Source organism: Bacteroides salyersiae (genome assembly GCF_031172035.1).
Taxonomy (GTDB): Bacteria; Bacteroidota; Bacteroidia; order Bacteroidales; family Bacteroidaceae; genus Bacteroides; species Bacteroides salyersiae.
The window spans coordinates 4,230,718-4,251,201 of record NZ_CP133452.1; the positions used below are offsets into that span (position 1 = coordinate 4,230,718).

Sequence of the window (20,484 nt, forward strand, 5' to 3'; positions counted from 1 at the left end):
TTACGATTTACTATTTACAATTGAAATTACTCCACTTATGCAAAAAGATCATAGAGCTGTGTTCCAATATATACAAAAGTAGCTACAAGAGCAACTGATAGTAATACAATTCCACATATAAGCAATATCTTAGCACGCAAAGAACGCTTCTCTATAATAGTGATTTCCGTTGGTTGCGGCTTTTGATTTTCTTCTTCCGGCTGTTTTGTTTCATTAATAAAGTCGATAGCATTAATTAAATTCGCATCATTTTCATTCATCTGCGGATCATGCTTGGCAAACTTTACCAAATCGGCCGTTTGAAACAATTCTTTCAAATCAGAGATTGCCTCCTTATCATTCATTTCCAACAGCTTATCTATAATTTCAGAAGAAGTCATTTCTAATGCATTAAAACCAAAACGATCTTTTATATATGTACGAATAGCATCTGTCAATTCTGTATAATATTCCTTCGACCTTCCTTTCTGCCATACCTTCTCCGCCTTAATACGCTCTATCTCTTGCATGGCAGCCTGATGTGGCGGTAGTTTAGGTTCTACCTTTATCTTACGAATAATCGGCTTATTGTCGCGAATACGTATGATAAAATAAATAAGCAATGCCAACAAAGGTAAAGCAAGAAATGAACATCCGATCAATCCATACCAATCTTCCCAAGCAAAAGGAGCTTTCATTACAGCTTTTTGCCCAAAAAACATTTCCGGATGCAAAGTATCGACAGGCATCGAGTAAACTTTTAATGCTAATGCCCTTGATTTATACTCTTTATTGTCAACTGTCACAACCATAGGGGGCAGATAATAAAGGGCCGAATCAAATGAAGTAACAGTATATTCCTGTGTTATCAGCAACCTCTGTCTGTCATTTAAATACTGTGTATCCGGTTTAGCCGTCTCAATCACTTCTACTCCACTTATCAACGTATCGGAATAGACAGGAAAAACAGCCCGTTGCTTAGCATCCATTGCCACTTGCAATTGTATCTTAGCTTGCTCTCCAATAAGAATTTGCAAAGAATCAATCTTGGCTTCCACCGTAACAGATTGCGCAGCAACTCTGCCCGATATTAAAAACAACAATATTATTAGAAAACTATTTCTATTCATCTTCTTCCGTTAATTTCGTTTGGCAAACAAATTGAGTAGTGCTTTTACATAATCCTGATCAGTACGCACAGAAACAGAATCCACATTACTTTTCGTAAATGTCTCACTCAATTCACTCTGTTTATTTATCCACCAATTATGATGTGCCTGACGCACAGCCTTAGATGACGTATCAATCCACTGTTCATGTCCGGTTTCAGCATCTTTTATCTTCATCAATCCTATTGGAGGAAGCTCTGAGACACGTCGGTCATAGACTTGAACAGCTACTACATCATGCTTCCGATTAGCAATCGTCATTGCATTTTTGAAACTCTCCTGATCTATAAAATCAGACAAGATAAAAGCTGTACATCGCCTTTTCATTACATTCGTCAGATATTCCAATGCCAAACGGATATTCGTACGACGACTTTCAGTTTTGAAATCAATCAATTCGCGAATAATATAAAGAATATGTTTACGACCTTTTTTCGGAGGTATAAATTTCTCTATTCGATCAGAGAAAAAAATAACACCTATCTTATCATTGTTCTGAATGGCCGAGAATGCCAATGTTGCAGCAATCTCGGTCACCATATCCTTTTTCATCTGCTTAACAGTACCAAACTCCAAACTACCGGAAACATCTACCATCAACATCACTGTCAGTTCACGTTCTTCCTCAAACACCTTAACATAAGGTTTGTTGAAACGCGCCGTTACGTTCCAGTCGATGTCGCGAATATCATCACCAAACTGATATTCACGCACTTCGGAAAATGCCATACCCCTACCCTTGAAAGCCGAATGATATTGGCCTGCAAAAATATTGTTAGACAATCCGCGTGTCTTTATTTCAATTTGACGAACTTTTTTTAATATTTCACTTGTTTCCATCTATTTAAAATTGAGATTTGAAAATCGGGAGTTATTCATCACTCAATTAAAATCAAGGTACTTCAACCTTATTCAGTATCTTACTGATTATTTCATCAGAAGTCATATTGCTTGCTTCCGCTTCATACGTCAAACCGATACGGTGACGAAGCACATCATGAGCTACCGCACGCACATCTTCGGGGATCACATATCCACGACGTTTGATAAATGCATATGTACGGGCAGCCAAAGCCAAGTTGATAGAAGCACGGGGTGAACCACCAAAACCAATCATGTCTTTCAATTCTTTCAGATCATACTTCTCCGGATAACGGGTTGCAAACACAATATCAACAATATAACGTTCTATTTTCTCATCCAAATAAACCTGACGGACCACTTTACGCGCCTCAAGAATCTCGTCAGCCTTAAGGATAGGCTTCACATTGAATTTCTCGCCATTAATATTCTGGCGGATAATCAATTTTTCTTCTTCCAATTTCGGATAATCAATCACAACCTTCAACATAAAACGGTCGACTTGTGCTTCCGGAAGCGGATAAGTACCTTCTTGTTCGATCGGGTTCTGAGTAGCTAATACCAAGAAAGGTTCCGGCAGAGGGAAAGTCTGTTTACCGATTGTCACCTGACGTTCCTGCATTGCTTCAAGCAGGGCACTCTGTACTTTTGCCGGTGCACGATTAATTTCGTCCGCCAATACAAAATTTGCAAAAATAGGTCCTTTCTTTACTTGAAATGATTCATCTTTCTGACTGTAAACCATTGTACCGATAACGTCGGCAGGCAACAAATCCGGCGTAAACTGTACACGACTGTATTGTGCATCAATCAGAGACGCCAATGTTTTAATTGCTAATGTCTTTGCCAAACCCGGCACACCTTCCAACAACACATGTCCGTCAGACAACAGTCCGATCAGAAGCGATTCCACCAAATGTTTCTGACCAACTATAATCTGGTCCATGCCTGTTGTAAGATTGGTAACGAAAGCACTTTGTCTTTCAATCCGTTCGTTCAATTCGCGGATATCAATTGATTCAGCCATAAATACTTAATATTTTATTGTTTAATTACCACAAAATCATAATAAAGTCCTTAGTTTCTGTAAGGCTTTTTAATTCGATTCCAAAAGTACGCTATATAATTAACCATTGCAACTAATTTTTATTAAAAAACAATGCGAAACCTTTAGATTAAGGTACTTTTATACGGTTTATTGGTTTCATAACATTTCATATACATATATAAAAACACCCGGATAATCAGCGTAATGCCGCATCCGGGTGCAAATGATTCGATCTATTTATTTTTTAACCAATTCTGGAATCTTAATCGTTGTGCCATATGGGACATGATTCGGATTTTTTATAATATCCGGATTATATTTTACTATATATGGCCACAGAGCTTTAGTTCCATAAAAGCGTAGAGCAACCCTGGTAAGTGTTTCCCCTTCTTTTATTGTATATGTGGCTTTTGTTCCCGTAATTATATAATTTACAGAATCGGGATTGAAAGGTGCCGGTTTAGTAACCGATTTATCTTCTTTTTTCACCACTTCCACTTCTTTTTTAGGTTCCGGAACAACTACCGGTTCTTCTTTTACCGTAGGAGGAGAAACAACTTCGCCAACAGTGTCTTTCTCAATTATCGTATCTTGAGGAATCGCCACTACAGGAACAGGTTTAACGGCATTAACAGGCTTTTCCAGTTTTTCTATTCTATCGGCAGATTCAAACAAATCAGGATAATAAATAAAAAGCAAAGCACCTCCGCACAGCAATAAAACAATAACAATTATCGCTATCAAATAAGGGACAGGTGACTTTTCTCCTTTTTTATGTTTGGATTTACTATGTTTTTTTATCTGTCTTTCATGAGCCGAAACGGGTGTCGAAGTAGCCAATTCACGTGCAATAATCTCTTCTGCAGATAATTTAGATTCTGTCGGCTGAGAAGAGTCTGTCGATTGAGAAGAAGCCGTCGGCTGAGAAGAGTCTACTGTATCCGCTTTCTCCCTCACCGGTTCCGAAGGCCGATTCATAAGCACTACAACCCCTTCCTCAATATCATTAGAAAAGACATCCTTCTCTATCGATTCTACAGGCAATGCACTTTCCACAGTCGGCATCTCCTGTACAGAGGTTTCTTCCATCAACATTTTTCCTACAGGAACTTCGTCAGCTTTCGTTTCTTCCGAAGATATTTCCTCCCTTCCATTCACCTCTTCGGTCAATGAAGTTTCCTCTTCCGCTAACGCAACTGTCTCTGACGATAAATCAACATACCTTACCGATTCCACAGACGGATTACCTTCACCCTCTGCCATAACCATCTCTTCTTCTCCCTCTTCCTCTTTCAGCAATACAGTTTCTTCTATTACATCTTCATCATCAGATTCAGCGATCGGAGTATCTTCCAAAATTGTATTTTCATTCAAAACCACTGTTTCAAAATGAGCAAAAGGCTTATTAATAATATCACGTAATGAAGTATCCGGAACAAATGACACTTTGGTATATCCCTCTATTTGAAACCGTTCACCTGTATTAACCTTAACACTTTCCCTGCTTTCTACCTCTACCAGTTTAAAAGTCCCCAGACCCTTGATCTTCACAGACCGATCTCTCTCCAAAGCTTCTTCTATCAAAAGAAAAAACTCTTTGACGAATTTTTCGGCATCTTTCTTATTCATGCCATGCTTTTCTGATAACAGGTCGACAAAATTCTGCAGATATAGTCTTTCGTTCATAAGAGAGAGTCTTTTTTATTTAAACTTTTCTTTTAGCTGACCACTCGGCCTATATGCTAACACTAATTTGGGAGGAACGAGCATACGTTGCTTGGTTGTCGGATTAACCGTTATACGCTCTGCTTTCTTTTTTACTTCAAAAGTTCCAAAGCCCTGTATCGTTACTACATTCCCTTCTTGCAATTCCTGAGTCATATCCGACAACAAAGAGGACATCAATTCAGACGTATCCTTTATTGTATACCCTAACCTGCGCGACAATTCCGAAGTAAAATCTTTATTATTCAAATCTTGAAGTTTTAAAAGTTCGACGCTATATTAGTCATTATTGAGCAAAAATGCAAATTCTTCGGGATTTTTCTTTCAAACGACCTTACCAAAAAGGTCGAAATCATCGGAATCAACCACCTCAATCTGATAAAAGTTACCAATAATAAGCGACGTTCCATCCAAACGGTCAATCAACACTTCCGGATCAACTTCCGGCGAATCAAACTCCGTACGACCTATATAATAATCTCCCTCGACACGATCGATAATAACCCTCATCTGCTTACCGACTTTTGCAGCGCTTAGCTCAGCCGAAATCCCCTGCTGAATATCCATCAGTTCATCCAGACGAGCCTGCTTAATCTCGGCAGGAACAGAATCTTCATAATGCTTTGCGGCATAAGTCCCCTCTTCTTCCGAATAGGTAAAAGCCCCCATTCTATCGAAACGAACCTTACGAACAAATTCCTTCAGTTCTTCAAAATCAACTTCTGTTTCTCCCGGATGTCCGACCATTAAAGTCGTGCGCAGATGAATACCGGGAACTTCCCTGCGGAATTGCTCTATCAATCGATAAGTGTCCTCTTTCGTCACATGCCGACGCATCCGTTCCAGCATGTTATCACTGATATGCTGCAAAGCAATATCCATATATTTACACACATTATCACGTTCACGCATCACGCGGAATAAATCAGTGGGAAAATGTGCCGGATAAGCATAATGCAAACGAATCCACTCTACTCCCGGAATATCCGAAATACACTCTATCAATTCCGGAAGCATCTGCTTTTTATATAAATCGACCCCATAATAGGTCAATTCTTGAGCTATTACCTGAAACTCTTTTACCCCTCTGGAAACCAAATACTTCACTTCTTCCAGAATTTCTTCCATCGGACGTGAAACATGACGTCCGGTTATGATAGGAATGGCACAATATGAACATTTCCGGTCACAACCCTCCGATATCTTCAAATAAGCATAATGCTCAGGAGTGGTCAGCGTACGTTCGATATACAATTCATCATGATAGGCCTTACCGAGATCTTGTAAAAGCTCTTTCCAATTAAATTTCCCATAAAACTTATCAACTTGCGGAATCTCGATCGCCAACTCTTGCAAATAACGTTCTGAAAGACAGCCCATCACAAAAAGTTTTTCCAAGTTTCCTTCCTCTTTCTCCTGGGCAAATTCCAAAATCATATTAATAGATTCTTCCTTTGCATCACCAATGAAACCACAAGTATTGATTACTGCTATTTCTCCTTCCGGCTTCTCAGCGTCATGAGTCACATTATATCCGGCTTCTTCCAATTGACGCATCAACTGCTCCGAATCTACCAAATTTTTAGAACACCCTAAAGTGATTATATCTATTGTTTTTCTTTTCATGCATTCTCTCCAAACAAGGAATCAACAAATTCTTTTTTACGAAATACTTGCAGATCTTCCATACCTTCACCTAATCCGATGTATTTCACCGGAATCTTAAACTGATCGGAAATGCCGATTACAACTCCTCCTTTGGCCGTTCCGTCCAACTTGGTTATTGCCATAGCCGTTACTTCAGTAGCCAATGTAAACTGTTTTGCCTGTTCAAAAGCATTTTGCCCTGTAGAACCATCCAACACAAGCAATACCTCATTCGGCGCATCCGGAACGACTTTCTTCATTACATTCTTAATCTTAGTCAGCTCGTTCATCAATCCCACTTTATTATGCAAACGTCCTGCCGTATCAATAATTACAACATCAGCATTATTGGAAACAGCCGAACTTAATGTATCAAAAGCCACAGAAGCCGGATCCGAGCCCATCTTTTGTTTAATTACGGGCACACCTACCCTTTCACCCCAAATAACCAACTGTTCTACCGCAGCAGCACGGAACGTATCAGCAGCCCCCAAATAGACCGACTTGCCGGCTTTTTTGAATTGATAAGCCAATTTACCTATGGTAGTCGTCTTCCCAACACCATTAACTCCCACTACCATAATCACATATGGTTTCTTTTCAATAGGGACATCAAAATCAGCAACATCTTCTGAATTATTCTCTGTCAACAATGCAGCAATTTCATCACGAAGAATTGTATTGAGTTCCTGAGTATTTACATATTTATCACTTGCAGCACGCTTTTCGATACGTTTAATAATGTTCAGTGTAGTCTCTACACCTACATCGGAAGTGATGAGCACCTCTTCAAGATTATCCAACACTTCGTCGTCCACTTTAGATTTCCCTGCTACTGCACGAGCTATCTTACCGAACACACTTTCCTTGGTTTTAGATAATCCTTTATCTAAAGTTTCCTTCTTTTCCTTCGAGAAAAAACTAAAAAATCCCATGATACTTACTATTTGTATAATACATTATGCTACAAAGATATAATAAAGTAATGAAAAACTAAAAAATCTACCCAATAACGCATAAAAAAATCCTCTCAATGAATTCATGAGAGGATTTTTTATGCAGTAAACTGCAACTTTATCTTATTTCTTGAAAAAGTCTTGTACTTTTTCGTTAGGAACCATCTGTTCATCAAAAATGTAAGCACCAGTTTTCGGAGACTTAACCATTTTGATAACCTTAGTATAAGAACGACCTTCTTTAGATCCTTCGTGCAAACTTGCTACTGTCTTCTTTGCCATGGGTTATTCTCTATCTTTATTATTTAATTTCTTTATGAACTGTTACTCTCTTCAAAATCGGGTTGTATTTCTTCAACTCAAGTCTTTCTGTGGTATTTTTTCTATTTTTCGTTGTGATATAACGAGATGTTCCCGGCATACCGCTATCCTTGTGTTCTGTACATTCCAGAATCACTTGTACTCTATTACCTTTTGCTTTCTTTGCCATAATCAGTTTTCTCCTCTACGTTTAGCCAATCACTTTAATGGTTTTCCAATCACAATACCCTTTAGCTACTGCATCATTCAGTGCAGCGTCCAATCCTTTTTTGTTAATAATGCGCAAACCAGCAGCACAAAGGCTCAAACTGATCCAGCAGTCCTGTTCTACATAATAGAACTTCTTGTTAAACAAGTTCAAATCAAAGGTTCTCTTAGTTCTTCTCTTTGAGTGTGAAACATTGTTGCCAATCATGGCTTTCTTTCCGGTAATTTGACAAATCTTCGACATTTCTATCTTATTTTTATAGTTTTTATCTATACTTATTTCAAACAGAGCGCAAAGTAAGCACTTTTATAGATATAAAACAAGTAAATCCGAAAATAATTCGTTATACAATACATATTTTCTTCATTTCAGAAGCTCTAAAAGTAACAAAAGGGCATTATTTCCTGCTCTTTCCACATTCATTTCTCTTCCCCGATCGGTCTCTTGCTTCATTGTTCGAATTTCATTTTTATAAGCAGCAGCAATCCAAACAGTGCCTACCGGTTTTTCCCTTGTTCCACCTCCGGGACCTGCTATTCCCGAAGTTGAAACCGCACAGTCTGTTTTTAGCGTTTCCATCGCCCCTTTTACCATTTCGACTACTGTTTCTTCGCTTACAGCACCTCTTTTCTCAAGAGTTTTAGTCGACACATGTAGCAATGCCTCTTTAATTTCATTGGAATAGGCCACAACAGCACCTTTAAAATATTCGGAGCTTCCCGGGATAGAAGTTAATCGTGCAGCAATACTTCCTCCGGTACAGCTTTCTGCGGTGGATACGGTCAGATTCTTCTTTTTCAGCAAGTTTCCTACAAGGATTTCTAAAGGCGTATCGTCTTCATCAAAGATATCATCCCCTAAAAGCTCCTCCAATTTACCTGCTTCCATATCCATCAACATCCGTACTTCCTCTTTCTGTTTTCCACGTCCTGTCAATCGTAACCGGATGATGCCGGGTTTCGGTAAATAGGCCAACTTTATACATTCCGGTAAAGCCACTTCCCACGATTCCAGCTTTTCTGCCAAAACCGATTCCGGATAATTCTTTACGGTAAATGTCTTATGTATAATTATATCCGTGTCAAACTTCTCGCGCAAACGGGGAATAATTTCTTCACTCATTACAGTAGTCATTTCCTGTGGCACTCCCGGCATAGAAACCAATACTTTATCATCTCTTTCAAACCAGCTGACAGAAGCACTGCCTACCCTATTATTTATCACAATGCAATCTTTTGGAACCATTGCCTGGCTCCTATTCAATGCATTCATCGGGATTCTTCCTGCCAATACCCGCTTCACATTTTCAAATACTTCTTCGCTGAAAACCAGTTCCGTTCCAAAATAAGTGCACAACGTCTGTTTGGTTATATCGTCTTTAGTAGGTCCCAAACCACCGGTCACAAGTACGATATCAACCCTTTTCATCGCATCGTCTACGGCTTCGGTTATTTCTTCCGCACGATCACGGACCGAAACAACCCGAATTACCTCAATACCGGCTTTATTCAACTCACGCCCCATCCATGCGGAATTTGTATCCGTAACTTGCCCTATAAGAAGCTCATCACCGATTGTGATAATTTCTGCAAACATACTTCACTATATATTATAAGGTAACGCGCGAATATGCCGGTAGTTCCATTGAACAGAAATCCTTATCCAGATACTTCATATATCCGGTAATTGCAATCATAGCCGCATTATCGGTAGTATAACTGAATTTCGGAATGAATATCTTCCAACCGTACTTTTCAGCATGTTCACGAAAAGCATTCCTCAATCCATTGTTAGCAGACACGCCACCGGCTACAGCCACTTCGTTTATTTTATATTGTTTTGCAGCCTTGCGAAGTTTATCCATTAGAATATCCACAATGGTTGCCTCCAGCGAAGCGGCAAGATCAACTTTATGATGTTCAATAAAGTCCGGATCGTCCTTCATCCAATCACGGAGCGAATAGAGAAACGAAGTTTTCAATCCACTAAAGCTATAGTCCAATCCCGGAATATGAGGTTTGCTAAAAGTAAATGCTTTGGGATTTCCCTGACGAGCCAACTTATCGATAATCGGACCTCCCGGATAACCAAGCCCCATTACTTTCGAACATTTATCAATGGCTTCACCGGCTGCATCATCGATTGTCTGCCCCAAAATCTCCATATCATTGTAGGCTTTCACTAACACAATCTGAGAATTTCCACCCGAAACCAGCAGACAAAGAAAAGGGAAACCTGGTTGTTTATTTTCTTCACCCTCCACTTTAATAAAATGAGCTAATACATGACCTGTCAGATGATTAACATCAATCATCGGTATATCTAACGAACGTGCAAACCCTTTTGCGAAAGAAACTCCCACAAGCAGTGATCCCATTAATCCCGGACCACGAGTAAAGGCCACAGCACTCAATTCCTCCTTTGTCACCCCTGCCCGCTTCAATGCCTCATGTACAACCGGAACAATATTTTGCTGATGCGCACGTGAAGCAAGTTCGGGTACCACACCGCCATACGCTTCATGAACGGCCTGGCTGGAGACTACATTCGACAGCAAATATCCATCCTTGATAACGGCTGCCGACGTATCATCACAAGAAGACTCGATTCCCAATATTATCGTACTCATAGTTTTTTGATATTTAAACGGTGCAAAAGTAATGATAAAAGTAGGATTCATAACGAACTATTTTATATTTTTGTTCGCTAAATAAAAGTAACCGCTTATCAGAACGCTGAAAAAGACTGTACGTTGGGTGCTCGGTATCGTACTGGGAGTATATATCGGAGTAATTCTTTTGTTGAACATACCATTTGTTCAGCAAAAGTCTGCTGTATTTGTAGCAAAAGAGCTCTCTCATGTTATGGGTACCGAGTTGACCATTGGAAGAATAGATATGGGACTACTGAACCGTATCATCATAGATGACGTATTGCTCGATGACCAATCGGGAAAAGAAATGTTGAAAGTTGCCCGTCTTTCTGCCAAATTTGAAATACTTCCCCTTTTCAAGGGAAAAATCACAATCAGCAGTGTACAACTATTCGGCTTCAATATCAACCTGAACCAAAAAACACCAGACTCACCTCCTAACTTTAAATTCGTTCTTGATGCATTTGCATCGCAGGATACAATTAAAAAAGAGAAAAATATCGACCTGCGCATTAATTCCATATTGATTCGACGCGGCAAATTGGCATATGATGTATTTTCCGAAAAAGAAACTCCGGGAAAATTCAACTCCAAACATGTACGATTACAAAATATCATAGCTAATATTTCGCTGAAAGCGTTACAAAACGATTCGATCAATGCCTCCATTAAACGATTAAGTGTGGATGAGCAATCCGGATTTGAGCTCAAGAAGTTAAGTTTAAAGCTGGTAGCCAACGCCCAAAAAATGTCTATAGACAATTTTTCTATCGACCTGCCCGGTACTTCTTTAAAAATGGATACCATACACCTCGATTACGATAGCTTAGGAGCATTTAAACAATTCACCGATAATGTCCGGTTCACTTTCCGAACACTACCTTCTTATGTCACACTAAAAGATATTTCACCATTTGTTCCTGCATTATCCAATTTCAAAGAGAAAATAGAGTTGGATTTGGATGTAAACGGCACAATCAATCAGTTAAACTGCTCCAAACTGGCCATTAATGCCGGAAATCAGTTTCAAGTAGAAGGAGATGTTTCTTTGCAAGATCTGTCACATCCGCAAGACGCTTTCATTTTCGGTAACCTCTCCAAACTGTCGGCCAACAGCAACGGTATCGGATTCCTCGTACGCAACTTAAACAAAGAATATAACGGGGTCCCTCCTATATTAGAACGCTTGGGCAACCTATCTTTCCGAGGTGAAATATCCGGATACTTCACTGACCTTGTTACATACGGCTTATTTCATACAGACATAGGGACAGTCAAGACCGACCTTAAACTCAGTTCGGATAAAGAGAAAGGTCTGTTCGCATATTCGGGAGCCATTAAGACGATTGATTTCAAGCTGGGCAAACTGCTTAATAACAACAAATTGGGAGAAGTTACATTCAATCTTGATGTAAAAGGTGCTCATTATGACAGACAACGGCCATCCATCATACTGAAAGGACTGATAGCAGCCATCGAATACAGTAACTATAAATATGAAAATATAACACTCGACGGAGAATACAAACATGGCGGATTCAATGGGAAAGCGGAACTAAATGACGAAAACGGTTCAGTGGCAGTAAATGGCAGTATCAATTTGGTGGAGAAAATTCCGACTTTCGACTTTCAAGCTTCCATTAAGAATCTTCGCCCACACGAACTGAATCTGACACAAAAATATGAGGATACCGAATTCTCTGTAAAAGTCACAGCAAATTTCAAAGGCGGTTCCATCGATCAGATGAATGGAGATATCGACATAGACAGTTTACAGTTTACCGCTCCGGAGAAAGAGTATTTCATGAAAAACCTTCATGTAGCAGCAACGCAGGAAGCAGGTATCAATAAACTCGCACTGACCTCGGAGTTTATGACGGCCAATGTAGAGGGGCGTTTTCTATATCCTACATTGCCGGCAAGTATTATGAATATCATGCGCAGTTACATCCCCTCACTCATTCTGCCTCCTAAAAAACAGATCGAAACAGATAACAATTTCAGTTTCGACATTCATATTTTCAATGTAGATATTTTATCGAGCATTTTTGATATTCCTTTAAAGATATATACCCATTCCACTATAAAGGGATATGTCAATGACCGGATGCGACGTATTCGGGTAGAAGGATATTTCCCACGTTTACAATACAAAAACAATTTCTTGGAATCAGGATTACTGCTTTGCGAGAATCCATCCGATCAGTTCATGGGAAAAGTACGTTTTACCAGCCAAAAAAAGAACGGAGCTGTCAATATCTCTTTAGAAGCACAAGCCAAAGATGATCAAGTTAACACAACCATAAATTGGGGAAACAATGCCGCCGTCACCTATAGCGGGCAACTGGCTGCTATGGCACAATTCCTGCGTACAGAAGGTGAAAAGCCTTTATTGAAAGCCTTGGTAGACATAAAACCGACAGATGTAATTTTAAATGATACCATTTGGCAGGTACACCCCTCACAAGTAGTGGTGGATTCGGGTAAAATCGATATCAATGACTTCTACTTCAGCCATGCCGACCGTTATATACGCGTTGACGGACACATCTCAGACAACCCGGAAGACACGGTAAAAGTAAACTTGAAAGATATTAATATCGGTTATGTATTTGATATCGCACGCATCTCGGACGATGTGAATTTCGAAGGAGATGCCACAGGTATGGCTTATGCCAGCGGCGTATTGAAAAAACCGGTGCTCGACACACGTCTATCCATTATGAACTTTACCCTAAACGGAGGATTATTGGGTGACCTGGATATCTATGGCGCCTGGGATAATGAGAAGAAAGGTATTTATCTCGATGCACACATCCAAGAAAAAGATATTTCCAAGACTCATGTAAACGGATTCATTTATCCCATCAAACCGACAAGCGGACTGGATCTCAATATTGACGCAAACAACCTGAATATCAAATTCCTGGAGCATTATATGCGATCAATAGCGCAAGATGTCCGGGGACGTGCCAGCGGTAAAGTCCATTTTTATGGCAAATTCAAAGGTTTAACATTGGATGGTGCAGTGATGACAGACGCTTCTATGAAATTCGATATACTCAACACGTCATTTGCCCTTAAAGACACGATACGTTTGGCTCCGGAAGGCATTACATTTGATAATATACATATCGCCGACATGGAAGGACATCAGGGAAAATTAAACGGATATCTTCATTACGAACATTTCAAAAACATAAAATATCAATTCGATATCCAGGTCAATAACATGCTGGTGATGAATACGCAAGAGTCACCCGATTTTCCTTTTTACGGAACGGTATACGCAACCGGTAACGCGCTTCTCACAGGCAATGCACAAGACGGATTGGATGCCAATATAGCCATGACTACCAATCGGAATACAAACTTTACATATAGTACAGGAACCGTTGCTTCGGCTACAAACAACCAGTTTATTAAATTTGTAGATAAAACACCACGACGCAGTATACAAGATTCTGTTCAGCTTGTCTCTTTCTATGAGCAGGTACAACAGAAAATAGAGAAAAAGGAGTCGCAAACCGATATACGTCTCAACATTTTGGTCGACGCAACTCCGGACGCAACTATGAAAATTATTATGGATCCTGTAGCAGGAGATTATATCAGCGGGCGCGGCTCAGGTAACATCCGTATGGAGTTTTATAATAAAGGAGACATGAAAATGTTCGGTAATTATCATATCCAACAGGGTATCTATAAGTTCAGTCTTCAAGAAGTGATACGCAAAGACTTCATTATCAAAGAAGGAAGCACAATCACTTTCAATGGCCCCCCACTCGATGCAACATTAGATATACAGGCTTCATACACTGTGCCATCGGCTTCGCTGAACGACTTAATACCGGATGCCTCTACCATCATCCAACAGCCCAATGTCCGCGTAAATTGCATGATGAATCTGAATGGCATTCTTCTACGCCCTACCATAAAATTAGGAATCGAGTTACCAAACGAACGTGATGAAGTACAGGCATTGGTGCGTAACTACCTCAGTACAGACGAGCAAATGAACATGCAAATACTTTACCTATTGGGTATTGGCAAATTCTATATGGAAAACAATACCGGTGAACGGCAAAGTTCCGATATGATGTCATCCGTACTGTCCTCTACCCTGTCGGGACAGTTGAACAATATGCTATCGCAAATTATCGATAATAACAACTGGAATATCGGAACCAATCTCAGTACCGGAGAAAAAGGCTGGACGGATATGGAGGTGGAAGGAATTCTTTCCGGACAGTTGCTTAACAACCGATTGATTATCAATGGAAATTTTGGATATCGAGATAACCCAATGGCAAATACAAACTTTGTAGGTGACTTCGAAGCAGAATGGTTGTTGACACGTTCGGGAGATGTACGTCTGAAAGCATACAATGAAACCAACGACCACTACTACACCAAAACAAACTTGACGACACAAGGTGTCGGAGTAATGTATAAGAAAGATTTCAATAAATGGAATGAGCTATTCTTCTGGAATAAATGGAAACTCCGTAACCGGAAAAAAAGAATGGAAAGGAAACAAGAAGAAGTTCAAAAAAGCGATTCCATCGGCACAGATAACGATGCACTATCCAAAATAAAGAGATTACGCGAAGAACAATAACCAATATGTAAATGCATGTATAAAGAATACCTTCCCAGTACTGTCCTATGACCTTATATAGAATCCTATTGGGTATTCGAATCAACAAATACTTAAAAGAAATGGAAAAGATCAAAGAGAAAGCAGCTTCTTTATTGCAAAAGTGTGAGGTTGTAGTTTTGTCGTCAATAAATGCAGAAGGTTATCCACGCCCTGTCCCCATTGCTCGGATAGCATCAGAAGGATTATCCACTATCTGGATGTCTACCGGTGCTTCATCACTGAAAACAACGGAATTCCGTGCAAACGCGAAAGCAGGACTATGTTATTATTCCGACGGTGACAGTGTTGTCCTGACCGGAGAAGTGGAAGTCATTGACGATGCGGAATCAAAAGAAAAGTACTGGCAAAACTGGTTTATCAAATTTTTCCCGCAAGGAGTGAAAGATCCGGAATATATTCTGTTAAAATTCCGAAGCAACCAAGCTACAATCTATATTGAAGACCAGTTTCAGCGCGTAACAATAGAGTAATTGTAAATAACCCGGCATCCGGTGCATTTATAAGCCATATATTTGTGCCGGATGATTGGACTATTATCGTTCCACAACACGAAAAGGTTCTTTGCTCTCCCTATTTTGTAATATAACAGCCATATGTTCCAATGCCCAGTCCACCAAAGCCTCTACATGTGGAATCAAGCTACGTCCGGTATCCGTAAGGTTGTATTCTACACGTGGCGGTACTTCCGCATAAATCTTCCTTTCCACCAGTCCATCGCTTTCCAATGTTCTGAGAGTAACGGTAAGCATGCGTTGTGAAATGTCTTCAATTGTCTTATGAATATCACTAAACCGCATTGTCCCATTTGCATTCAAAGTAACAAGAACAAGTATCGACCATTTATCGCCCAGCCTGCTCAGTACGTCACGCACCGGACAATTTCCCGTAGGATGAAAATTTTTCATTTTTTTAATCTTTTCTATTCTTCTGATGCTCAGCAATGGTTACTTCCATGTAAGTTCCTTATTCTGAGATACGTTCTTGTTTACATAAACAAGTAAAGCTATATTTGCAACACAAAAGTAATAAACTTACTAAAAATAACTATTGTTTCACTTAATATTTTACGTTATGGCAAAGAAAGTTGCAGTATTAGCAGTAAATCCGGTAAACGGATTCGGTTTGTTTCAGTATCTGGAAGCATTTTTTGAGAATGAAATTCCGTACAGAGTGTATGCAGTAGCAGAAACCAAAGAGATAAAGAGTAACTCCGGTATCAGTTTGTGGGCAGACGATGTTATAGCCAATCTAAAAGGCCATGAAGACGAATATGATGCACTCGTGTTTTCTTGTGGTGACGCTGTTCCCATATTTCAGGAAAATGCAAACAAACCATACAATATCGATCTGATGGAAGTTATCAAAGCATTCGGAGATAAAGGAAAACTAATGATAGGACATTGTGCGGCAGCAATGATGTTTGATTTCACAGGAATTACCAATGGTAAAAAACTATCTGTACACCCACTGGCAAAGCCGGCCATCCAAAACGGTAAAGCAACAGATGAGAAATCAGAAATTGACGGTAATTTCTTCACGGCACAAGATGAAAACACCATCTGGACAATGATGCCTAAAGTAATCGAAGCCCTTAAGTAAGAAAAAGGATATTGGTTCAAAATGATGGCAGAATATCAAAAGTTACGTTATTCTGTCTATTCAATAAATCATGGATGAATGTAAGTGCCATTAGCTGCCACATTCATCCATGATTATTTATATTTATCCACGATCTCTTTTCCAAATGGGGTCAGTGCCAATCCGGCCAGTTTGAAATGCTGTATGCCAAAAGGCAATCCTATAATCGTAATACTCAGCAAGATGCCAAAGGCAAGATGCGAAAGGCTTATCCATATACCTCCCAAAAATATCCAAAGAATATTCATCAATATACTAAGGCAACCTCCCGAATCGGGACAACTCCTAACCTCTTTTCCAAATGGACACAATGCCAGCAAAGACATTTTGAGGGTTTGCAGACCAAAAGGGATACCGATAATCGTTATCATCATCAAAAGACTGGATATCAAATACTCAACAGCCGTAAATATGCCTCCAAGCAGGAGCCACAAGAGATTCATAAACAAATTCATACTTTCAATATTTTAATTCTCTAAGGGCACAAAGATAAAATATAATGAATGAATTCCGGTATATTTAACATGCTGATTTTATGGATAACAAAAATTCCTAATTGAGTGCAGTAATATTAAGAGCCTCTTTAAATTTTCCTTTTAAAAGTTTTTACCCACATACAGATGCACTAAAGAATCAATCATCTCCGGTTGTTTTTTAAGAATCAACCGTTTTGGGTTGTTTTTATAAAATCAACCGTTTTTGGTTGTTTTCTCAGAAATAGTCTTATCTTTGCTTCGGAAGAATAAAATCATAAACCTATGAAAATAAAAGGAGTCATTACCGGAGACATTATCCAGTCCACCCGAATAAAGCCGGAAAACAAACAACTGGTTTTAGATACCATTCGTAACACAGTATACGAAATGGAGAAATGGAGTAAAATGAAACTGGAGATTTTCCGTGGGGACAGTTTCCAGATTGTTATTGACAATCCCTATGAAGCAGTAAGAATAGCTATACTTATCCGCGCCGGACTACAAAAAAGTACTCCGGAAGGCAGTGAAATAAAATGGGATGCACGCCTGGCCTTAGGATTAGGAAGTGTGAACTTCTCACAAGAAGAGAGCGTCACCGAATCCGATGGTGAAGCTTTCCGCAATTCGGGATGGGAATTTGACGAATTAGGGAAACGAAAACTTGCCATACGTACTCCTTGGCAAAACATGAATGACGAATTAAAAGTAAGTACGGCATTTGCCGATGATATTGTTTCTGAATGGAGTGTGGCACAGGCACAGGCAATCTATGCTTCGTTAATTCATTCAAAAACGCAAAAAGAGATAGCTGCCGACCTGAATACCTCTCCACAAAATATCAGCAAACGTATCATTGCCGGTAAAGAATATCTTATCAGGCCTTATCTGGACAGGTGCAAACAAATAATAACAGCCAAAATTCAAACAGATGGAATTAAGTAGTTTCAGTCTTTTGTTTCGCCTGATTTTTGCACATTTCTTAGCAGATTTTATACTGCAAAGCAAAGGAATGGCAAATGGCAAACGAGGTTTCCAAATAATAAAGAAAAAGAAAAGACAGCTTAGTACTGCTCACAAGTGGGCATATCATCTCTCTCACAGCTTAGTGCAAGCCATAACGGCGTATCTATTCGCAGGGATGTGGAGTAACTGGATGATCCCTTTAGTAATCTTTGTCACCCATCTCATCATAGACTATATTAAAATCCGCTATTTCAATGACCGTCTTCACGCATTTATTATCGACCAAATACTCCATCTGCTCGTTATCTGTATTTTGTGGATGGGTGTTTATGGCATATGGAGCGAAATGGCAGAGGTGTCGGATATTCTATTCGCTTCTCCCAAATGGTGGGCGATACTGACAGTTTATCTCCTTATATTAAAACCCACTTCCTTGTTATTGGCCCTTTTCACCCGGCAATGGAGAGAACTCGGTATGAACTCTACCAGTCTTCAGAATGCCGGACAGTGGATTGGATATCTGGAACGCTGCCTTATCTTAACCTTTATTTTAGTAGGATTTAACGAAGCGATCGGTTTTCTATTGGCTGCAAAATCGATCTTCCGTTTTGGGGAATTAAGTAAAGGACAGGAAATAAAAACAACAGAATATGTTTTAATAGGAACATTGGCCAGTTTTACAATTGCCATACTCACGGGACTTGTACTACGTACATTTCTTTCTGCATACACATGAGTTTTCGTTTCAAATAAAGCAACGATCATTTCGGTCTACTGAAAAGGTCGGTTTCAATACGTTGAAACGACTTGTTTCATAATAATGAAACGCTTGGTTCCATATAGATGGAACAATTAGTTTCATCCATATGGAACGAACGGTTTCAACACGTTGAAACCAATCAAGTGATCGTATCTACTACTTTTTCTTACTTATCCGGAATGTCATGAGCATTATCTACCACATATATTCATCCGTGTAACGGGTAAAAGGCGGTTCTTCGGTAATCCCTTTATTACAAAACACCTGCCGGATATAAGCCTGTTCTTTAGGAGTGAGATACCGTTCCTCCCGATAAAAACGATAATATTTGGTTTTGCCGAAATGTCCGATCAATTGTTGTTTAATACTGACTGCATCTTCATAGGGGATCTTATCAAGTAATCCTTTGACTCCCCATGCCATACGCACCTTCTCCGCTTTTTGAAAATAAGAACAATTCCCATCCGCTTTCGGAAAGCGAACCGGATTGAGAATGGTGATAAACGGATAATCGGCCGTATCATACAAAGCTGCCATACGCCGCAAGCAGTTTTCGGCTTGCCGACATTGCTCGTTATAACAACGGGCATAGCTGTACGGCACAGATAGAGTGTTTGTTTTTTGTTCCATAAAATTATTTTTTGTGTTCGTAATAACATAATCCTGTTCTTGAAATTCCAGGAAATGCAACGAACAATGTTTTCTACAAAAGTAAAAAAATAAATCTGATAACTACCTGTTTTCTGTTAATGAAAGCAGATTATTGTCGCAGTTTTTATTACAAGAAAGGGGATATGCCCAATAGACACATCCCCTTTCTTTATATTCTTTAATTACAGAGGTCAAACAATGTTTCCTGTCGAATCGAATATCACTTTCATCTTCATCGTTTCCGGAATTCAATCGTCAATATCGATCAGGTTAAATTGCAGGTCAAATTTCAATTCCCATCTATTGGACAGTTTCACCTCATAATCTTTTTTGTCCCGTTCTATCTTCAATACTTTGGCATCCGGATAGTTCTCAGACACATATTTAAGAATTTGAGCCGGAATTACACCTGCCGGGACAGCACTGTATTTACAGTTAATCTCTTTCCAGTTCCCCTGTTTATCGAACTCCAGCTTATTGCCATCCGTAAAAATAACATCATAACTCTTGTCAAGCCAATCCGTTTCCATCTTAGCAATGGCAACCTTACTATTACCAAAATGCGATTTAATAAACTGTTGAGCCGATTGTGGCAACTGTGCTACCTTAATCGGTTTATCATCATTTGCCTTCACAACAGCCTGAAAGGTGAACAGGCACACTAATAAAAGAAGTAACTTTTTCATAATCGTCTTTTTTAATATTGTTTTTCTTTAAATATTTAATTATGATACAAAGATGAGATGAGAAACTGAAAAGATTTTGA

21 protein-coding genes are annotated in these 20,484 nt (G+C 39.3%); 5 read left to right on the forward strand and 16 right to left on the reverse strand.

What is annotated here, in order from left to right; all coding sequences use genetic code 11:
- Nucleotides 1-35 precede the first annotated feature (35 nt).
- The 12 genes from RB604_RS15985 to tsaD all read right to left on the reverse strand — a co-directional run bounded on the left by RB604_RS15985 (nucleotide 36) and on the right by tsaD (nucleotide 10,543).
- The gene (locus RB604_RS15985) at nucleotides 36-1,109 is read right to left on the reverse strand and encodes a membrane exported protein (protein ID WP_025819156.1); all 1,074 of its coding nucleotides are present in this window, start codon (nucleotides 1,107-1,109) and stop codon (nucleotides 36-38) included.
- 9 nt (nucleotides 1,110-1,118) lie between these two features.
- Nucleotides 1,119-1,988 carry a DUF58 domain-containing protein gene (locus RB604_RS15990; RefSeq protein WP_055294395.1) on the reverse strand — a complete coding sequence of 290 codons (870 nt, stop codon included), beginning with the start codon at nucleotides 1,986-1,988 and terminating at the stop codon, nucleotides 1,119-1,121.
- Nucleotides 1,989-2,040: 52 nt separating this feature from the next.
- Nucleotides 2,041-3,036 (reverse strand): AAA family ATPase, encoded by a 996-nt coding sequence (locus RB604_RS15995; protein ID WP_005931642.1) that lies wholly within the window; start codon nucleotides 3,034-3,036, stop codon nucleotides 2,041-2,043.
- A 258-nt stretch (nucleotides 3,037-3,294) separates the two neighbouring features.
- Entirely contained in the window at nucleotides 3,295-4,743 is a 1,449-nt protein-coding gene (locus RB604_RS16000; RefSeq protein ID WP_021935912.1) for an HU family DNA-binding protein, read from the reverse strand.
- A 15-nt stretch (nucleotides 4,744-4,758) separates the two neighbouring features.
- A complete protein-coding gene (locus tag RB604_RS16005) occupies nucleotides 4,759-5,031 on the reverse strand; it encodes an HU family DNA-binding protein (protein WP_005931638.1) in 273 nt (90 codons plus the stop codon).
- A gap of 75 nt (nucleotides 5,032-5,106) precedes the next feature.
- Nucleotides 5,107-6,408, reverse strand: coding sequence for a 30S ribosomal protein S12 methylthiotransferase RimO (rimO, locus tag RB604_RS16010; RefSeq protein WP_055294392.1), 1,302 nt, complete (start codon nucleotides 6,406-6,408; stop codon nucleotides 5,107-5,109).
- Nucleotides 6,405-7,364 (reverse strand): signal recognition particle-docking protein FtsY, encoded by a 960-nt coding sequence (gene ftsY / locus RB604_RS16015; protein ID WP_007481129.1) that lies wholly within the window; start codon nucleotides 7,362-7,364, stop codon nucleotides 6,405-6,407. Before ftsY ends, rimO begins: the two co-directional genes overlap by 4 nt.
- A 144-nt stretch (nucleotides 7,365-7,508) precedes the next feature.
- Complete coding sequence (locus tag RB604_RS16020; RefSeq protein ID WP_002560156.1) at nucleotides 7,509-7,667, reverse strand: DUF4295 domain-containing protein; 159 nt, start codon at nucleotides 7,665-7,667, stop codon at nucleotides 7,509-7,511.
- Between the two features lie 19 nt (nucleotides 7,668-7,686).
- On the reverse strand, nucleotides 7,687-7,875 hold the full coding sequence (rpmG, locus tag RB604_RS16025) for a 50S ribosomal protein L33 (protein WP_002560155.1): 189 nt from the start codon (nucleotides 7,873-7,875) through the stop codon (nucleotides 7,687-7,689).
- 21 nt (nucleotides 7,876-7,896) lie between these two features.
- Nucleotides 7,897-8,157, reverse strand: a complete 261-nt coding sequence (gene rpmB / locus RB604_RS16030) for a 50S ribosomal protein L28 (protein WP_002560154.1) — start codon at nucleotides 8,155-8,157, stop codon at nucleotides 7,897-7,899.
- A gap of 120 nt (nucleotides 8,158-8,277) precedes the next feature.
- Nucleotides 8,278-9,510, reverse strand: coding sequence for a competence/damage-inducible protein A (locus RB604_RS16035; protein ID WP_007481134.1), 1,233 nt, complete (start codon nucleotides 9,508-9,510; stop codon nucleotides 8,278-8,280).
- Nucleotides 9,511-9,523: 13 nt separating this feature from the next.
- A complete protein-coding gene (gene tsaD, locus RB604_RS16040) occupies nucleotides 9,524-10,543 on the reverse strand; it encodes a tRNA (adenosine(37)-N6)-threonylcarbamoyltransferase complex transferase subunit TsaD (protein WP_025819155.1) in 1,020 nt (339 codons plus the stop codon).
- A gap of 235 nt (nucleotides 10,544-10,778) precedes the next feature.
- Between tsaD and RB604_RS16045 the strand changes: the two genes are divergently transcribed.
- On the forward strand, nucleotides 10,779-15,188 hold the full coding sequence (locus tag RB604_RS16045; protein WP_070102084.1) for a translocation/assembly module TamB domain-containing protein: 4,410 nt from the start codon (nucleotides 10,779-10,781) through the stop codon (nucleotides 15,186-15,188).
- Nucleotides 15,189-15,289: 101 nt separating this feature from the next.
- Nucleotides 15,290-15,700: a pyridoxamine 5'-phosphate oxidase family protein gene (locus RB604_RS16050; protein WP_007481139.1), complete on the forward strand. Its 411-nt coding sequence runs from the start codon at nucleotides 15,290-15,292 to the stop codon at nucleotides 15,698-15,700.
- A gap of 63 nt (nucleotides 15,701-15,763) precedes the next feature.
- On the opposite strand, the gene RB604_RS16055 is transcribed toward RB604_RS16050, so the two are convergent.
- Nucleotides 15,764-16,135 (reverse strand): winged helix-turn-helix transcriptional regulator, encoded by a 372-nt coding sequence (locus RB604_RS16055; protein ID WP_007481141.1) that lies wholly within the window; start codon nucleotides 16,133-16,135, stop codon nucleotides 15,764-15,766.
- 166 nt (nucleotides 16,136-16,301) lie between these two features.
- Between RB604_RS16055 and RB604_RS16060 the strand changes: the two genes are divergently transcribed.
- Nucleotides 16,302-16,829 (forward strand): DJ-1/PfpI family protein, encoded by a 528-nt coding sequence (locus tag RB604_RS16060; protein WP_055294390.1) that lies wholly within the window; start codon nucleotides 16,302-16,304, stop codon nucleotides 16,827-16,829.
- Nucleotides 16,830-16,942: 113 nt separating this feature from the next.
- Here RB604_RS16060 and RB604_RS16065 read toward each other — a convergent pair whose 3' ends face one another.
- A complete protein-coding gene (locus RB604_RS16065; protein WP_005931615.1) occupies nucleotides 16,943-17,323 on the reverse strand; it encodes a YccF domain-containing protein in 381 nt (126 codons plus the stop codon).
- Nucleotides 17,324-17,626: 303 nt separating this feature from the next.
- Between RB604_RS16065 and RB604_RS16070 the strand changes: the two genes are divergently transcribed.
- On the forward strand, nucleotides 17,627-18,286 hold the full coding sequence (locus tag RB604_RS16070) for a hypothetical protein (protein WP_005931612.1): 660 nt from the start codon (nucleotides 17,627-17,629) through the stop codon (nucleotides 18,284-18,286).
- Entirely contained in the window at nucleotides 18,273-19,043 is a 771-nt protein-coding gene (locus RB604_RS16075) for a DUF3307 domain-containing protein (protein WP_055294388.1), read from the forward strand. Before RB604_RS16070 ends, RB604_RS16075 begins: the two co-directional genes overlap by 14 nt.
- 219 nt (nucleotides 19,044-19,262) lie before the next feature.
- Here the strand turns inward: RB604_RS16075 and RB604_RS16080 are convergent, their stop codons facing one another.
- On the reverse strand, nucleotides 19,263-19,697 hold the full coding sequence (locus tag RB604_RS16080; RefSeq protein ID WP_005931607.1) for a DUF6078 family protein: 435 nt from the start codon (nucleotides 19,695-19,697) through the stop codon (nucleotides 19,263-19,265).
- A gap of 269 nt (nucleotides 19,698-19,966) precedes the next feature.
- Complete coding sequence (locus tag RB604_RS16085; RefSeq protein WP_005931604.1) at nucleotides 19,967-20,404, reverse strand: PepSY-like domain-containing protein; 438 nt, start codon at nucleotides 20,402-20,404, stop codon at nucleotides 19,967-19,969.
- Nucleotides 20,405-20,484 lie beyond the last annotated feature (80 nt).